We start from the raw sequence: 5090 nt of genomic DNA on the forward strand, positions 1-5090 counted from the left end.
AGGCCGTCGGTGATCGAGGCGATGACGGCGGGGATCTGGTGGATGTCGGCGGCGGGCATCATCGCGTTGACGACGAAGCTCAGCGGTACGCCGTCGTTCTTGAGCTCGATCGTCGTCTGGCGGTAGTTGGCCGGCGTGACCTCACGGCTGTTCCGGGTCAGCGCGTCGAACGCGGTGTTACGGCCACCCTCCACCCGTACCGGCTGGAAGCTCGCCCACCGGTGCGCGAAGTGCAGGTCCGGGGTCAGCGACCGGCCCGCATCCGCGCCCGACAGGTAGGGGCCGCTCCGCCTGCCGTCGATCCCGGTCTCCGCCGGTGACCGGTAGGTGCGCCATGTTCCGGTCGGCGGCAGCTGCGGCGGCTTCGGCCGCCCGTCGGGCCCGTAGGCCGACACCGCGCTGACGAACGCCTCGCCGCCGCGCGTGGTCCAGACCGGGCCGTCCGGAGCGTGGACGTCGGTGCCGGGCAGCAGATCGGCGAGCTGCTGCGCCAGGCCCCCCGGGACACCGGAGTCGCAGATGATCAGCGTGATCGGCTGGCCGGTGTACTGCGGATCGGTGCGGATCCGATCGGCCAGCTCCCGCGCCGTGACGGGCCGGCCGTCGTCGAACCTGTCGTGCGAGACGACGGTGAAATGGCCCGGCGGGCCGGTCACGGTGGCTGCTGCGGCGGCGCTTTCCGAAGACCCGGACACGAGGGTACGGACGACCCCCGGCCCGGCCACCGCAGCAGGCGCGGGCACGGCCTCGACCGGGGCCGGACGGTCGTCGGCGGGCATGTCGAGCCCGGCCTCGCGCACCTCGTCGTAGAGCCGCCCGGCCGAGGTGATCTCGGCCGCCGGGGTCTCGGTGAGCTGAACCCCGGCGATCTCGGCGCCCCGCAGGACCTCGTAGAGCGAGTGGTTGTCGGCGGCCAGCATCCAGCCGGTGGCGGCGGCGAGGAAGTCCCGTTCCGTCACACCGGGAACGTTGAGCATCCGGAACATGGTCAGCAGCCGGGCCGACGTCAGCGACGTCCCGGACGTCACCGGGATCTCCCGCTCCCCGCTGACCTCCTGGAACCAGGCGCTGTCCGGGTCGAGACGGTAGAACGCCCGGCCGCTCACCCACGGCAGCGGCAACTCGGGACCCTGCTCGTCCGGACCGAGCCAGGACTTCCACGGCTCCGGGTGCTTCGCGGTGCCGAAGACCTCCCGGGTCACCCGGCTCACCGACGGGCGGCCGTCCACCTCCGGCCCGAACTCGACGGTCACCGCGGCGGTGTTCTTCGCGCCCAGCACGGCGCTCAGGTCCGGCCTGCCGTCCGGGCCGTAGACGACCTGGTCGAGCGGCACGTCCTCGGTGCTCATGGTGTCGACGGTGAACGGGCCGGCGGCCTTGCTCCGCAGGAACGCGGCCTCGAACGCGCCGAGGTCCGTGCCCGCCAGCCGGAGCTGCCGGGGCGTCACCGCGTACGGGCCGCGTACCTGGTCCCGGGAGCCCCGCGCGGTCCGCCCGCTCTCGTTCTGCTCGCGGACGGCGAGGTCGGCCTTGCGCCGGTCACCCGAGCGGGCGATCAGGTTGAACGCCCGGAACGGGTCGTCGTCCCCGTCGAACTCCCGCTCCGGCGGCAGTTCCTGCTTGACGGCCTGCCGCAGCGGGTTGTCCAGGAAGTCGGCGTACGCCTTCAGTTCGGCGGTGTCGAGGCCGAGCCGGTCCGACCGCTCCCAGTCCCGGTTCCGGATGATGTCCAGCGCCAGCAGCTTGAAGGTGGTCTCACCGGCGCCGGGCTTCTTGTTGTAGTAGGCGGCGTTGTAGAGCGCCGTCATCACCTCACGCAGGTTGCCGTCCCGCAGCAGCGACGTGACCTCGGTGTCCTTCAGGCCGGTGCCGGCCTGACCGGCGCTGTCGGCCTTGCGCTGCACGAACGCCTTGCCGGGAGTGCCGGCCGGCGACGGCTTGGCCCTGGCCGCGTTGAGAACCTCGTTGAGCCGGGCGGCGACCTTGACCGCGGTTTCCCGGACCTGCGGGGACCGGGACAGGTGGGCGCCGAGCCGCCGCTCGAACTGCTCGTTCGACTCCCGCGGATCCTTCGGGCGCAGCGGTACGGGCGGCTCCGGCGCCGCCGCGAACGGAACCAGCCGGCCGTGGTCGTCGGTCTCGACGAGCAGGTCGGCGGGCGGTTCCAGATCCCAGTCGGAGTCGTCGAGCGCGGTCTCGGTGAGCAGGTCTGCGGGCGGTTCGAGGTCCCAGTCGGAGCCGGAGTCGTCGGGTGTCGTCTCGGTGAGCAGGTCGGCGGGGGGCTCCAGGTCGGAGTCCGTGTCCGTGCCGATCGGGTCCGGTGACACGCCCAACCGGTCGGCCAGGTCGTAGACGTCGGTGATCAGCTGCTCCGACGCGGTCAGCGAGGCGCGGGCGGCGTCCAGGTGCGCCACCGAGGCGGCCTGGGCGGCCCGGACCCGGGGCTGCTGGAACGTCAGCTCGGCGACCATGTCGGCCGCGTCCTGGGCGTCGGCGCGGATGTCGCGTACCGCCGTCGGCAGATCGCCGAGCATGCCCAGGTCGGAGAGAACCCGCCGGGACTCGCTGAGCCGCCGCGAGGTTCCGTCCACCGCCGGATAGGCCCGCAACAGCGCATCCGCCAGCGCCAGGTCCCGCTGAGGGCCGGGTGGCAGCTTGAGCGCGGCGTCGGCGTCGGCGGCCGCCTGTACGGCCCGGTCGGCCCGGTCGCGTGCCTCGGCGGCGAGGGTGGTGAGCCGGTCGTGGGAGGACCGCAGGTACCGCAGATCCTCGGACGCCCGGGCCGCCGTCGTCGCGGCCCGGGCGGCGTCGTCACGGAAGTCGCGGACGGTGGCGGCCTCACGTGCCGCGCCGCTGAGCGACTGGCGTACCGGTCCGTTCTCGTCGCGGACCCGGTTCTGGGCCTCGGTGGCGATCCGGCGCAGGTGCCGCGCGTCCGGCGAGTCACCGGCCCGGTTCGCCGCGTCGACGCCGGCCTGTGCCAGCTTCGGCGCCTGGCTCGCCCGCTGTTCCAGATCGAGCCGGTTGGTCGCCAGGCCGGCGTGGTCGGCCTGGGCGTCCCGGCTGAGGTCGCCCGCGGTCTGTTGCGCCGACGCGGCGGCGGGCACGTCCGCCAGGGCCGGGGCGATCGTGTCGACGGCCGGCTGCACGCGGGCCGCCAGCCGGTTGGCGTCCGACTGTGCCCACCCGGCGAGCTGGTCGATGGCCTGGGCCATCCGGCCGGGGTCGACGTCGCCGAGGGTCGCGTTGGAGTCCAGGATGTGCCCGAGGTCGGTGACCGTGAGCTGCGCCGGGTCGGTGGCCGACGCCTCGAACCGCACGAAGTGATGGCCCTGCTCGGGTGGGGTGACCGGCTCGCCGTCCGGTCCGCGCAGCTCCGACGCGGTGACCACGGCGTGGCCGGTCGGGCCGGCCCAGACCACACCGTTGGGCGCGATGATCGGGGTGCCGGGCAGTTCCCTGGCGAGCTGGGCGGCGAAGCCGTTCTGCCGGTCGATGCCGCTGTCACAGACGATCAGCACGATCGGCCGGCCCGCCCAGCGCGCACCGTCGGCCCGGATCTGCGCCGCCAGCTCGGCCGGGCTGATCCGGGCCGTGCCGACCTGCAGCGCCTGCTGCTCCCCGTGCGCGAACACGTGGTAGCGGTCCGACCGGTCGGGATACACGCCGGCGATCGACCGGGTGGCGGCGTCGTCCGGCGTGGCGAGGACCAGACCGGAGCCGACCGGCTCGGCCGTGGGCGCCGGCGTCGTCGCGTCGCTGGTGGAGGTGTCGCCGGCCGGGGCGAACGAGCCGAACACGTCCAGGCCGCCGCGGTCGCTGTCGGAGTCCTCGTCACCGAACATGCCGAAGCCGGGGCCGTCGTCCTCGGAGTCGCTGTCGGCGGCCGGCGCGACCGGCGGCGTGTACGGGGCGTAGGTGGCGTGACCGTGGGCGTCGACGGTGCGCCGGAGTTCCAGCCGGCCCAACGGCCGAGCGCCCTGCACCGGGTGGGTCCGTGGCGGGTTGCCGCTGTCGTCGTGGATGGTGAGCTGGACCTTGGTGCCGGTGGCGGCGGCGAGTTCGACGACGTCGTGTGCGGCGGCGATGCGGGCGATCTCGGCCGTGTCGAGGGGATCGGTGCGCCGGGTGGTGGCCGGGACGTCCGGGGCCAGGGCCGCCCGGACGAAGTGCGCGTTGTCGTACGGGCCGGTCCGCCGCATCTCGGCCGCGGTGTCGAGGTTGACCCGGTCACGGCCGGCCCGGAGGGTGGCCGCCCGGTTGCCGTCCGCATCGGTGCCCGGCACGGCTGCGGCGATGGCGTGGTAGAGCGAGCCCGGTTGCAGGCTGAGCCCACCACGGTCGGCCATCGTCGTCGCGGTGGCGAACTGCTGCTGGATCGTGCCGGAGTCGTTGGAGGTGGCGACCAGGTGCGCGGCGACCAGCCGCTGACTGTCCGGCACACCGATCGTCCGGGCCTGGCCGGTCGACTCCACCCGCGGGTCGACCCCGGTGAACGTCTCCTTGTCGGCGGGCGGCTGCGGCACCGGCCCGGCGTCCGGCGCGGGCAGCGAGATCGCCGTGACCAGCTGGTTGTGCGGCTGCGCGCCGAGCTGCTTGAGCTGGCGTTCGGAGAGTGCCCGCTGCCAGGTCCGCGTGTCACCGCCGGGCGTGTGGTCGACCGGTGCGGCGAACGGCCGGCCACCGGACAGCTCCGGACTGCGCAGGTCGGCCTTGTACTCCTTGAATCCGGTGCCGACGGTGTTGAACAGCTGCCGGTTGACGGTGGTCGGCACGGCGTGCGACTGGGGCAGGAAGTTGGTGGCGGCGAAGTCGGCGGCGAGGCGGGACAGGTCGGTGGGGGTGGCGGCGCCGACGAAGTCGGTGAGGAAAGCCTGGTCACGGTCGGGGTGCCGGTTGTTCTGCGAGTCGACCTGCACGGCGGACGACGCCTCGGGCCCGTGCGCGGACGTCAGCTCCTCGCCGTACGTCTGATGCAGGGTCTCGCTGAGCATGAGGAACTCGGCGCCGGCGTCGCCGAAGCGGATGTCGGGGCGGCCGAGGGTGAGCAGGCCGTCGATGAAGAGGTTGGGTTCGGGTGAGTACGGCAG

General features: G+C 73.7%; 1 protein-coding gene. It reads right to left on the reverse strand.

From position 1 onward, the window contains the following. A partial coding sequence (locus tag BM290_RS49005; protein ID WP_177320204.1) for a hypothetical protein occupies positions 1-5090 on the reverse strand: 5090 nt, incomplete at both ends.

This window comes from Actinoplanes philippinensis (assembly GCF_900113015.1).
GTDB lineage: Bacteria > Actinomycetota > Actinomycetes > Mycobacteriales > Micromonosporaceae > Actinoplanes > Actinoplanes philippinensis.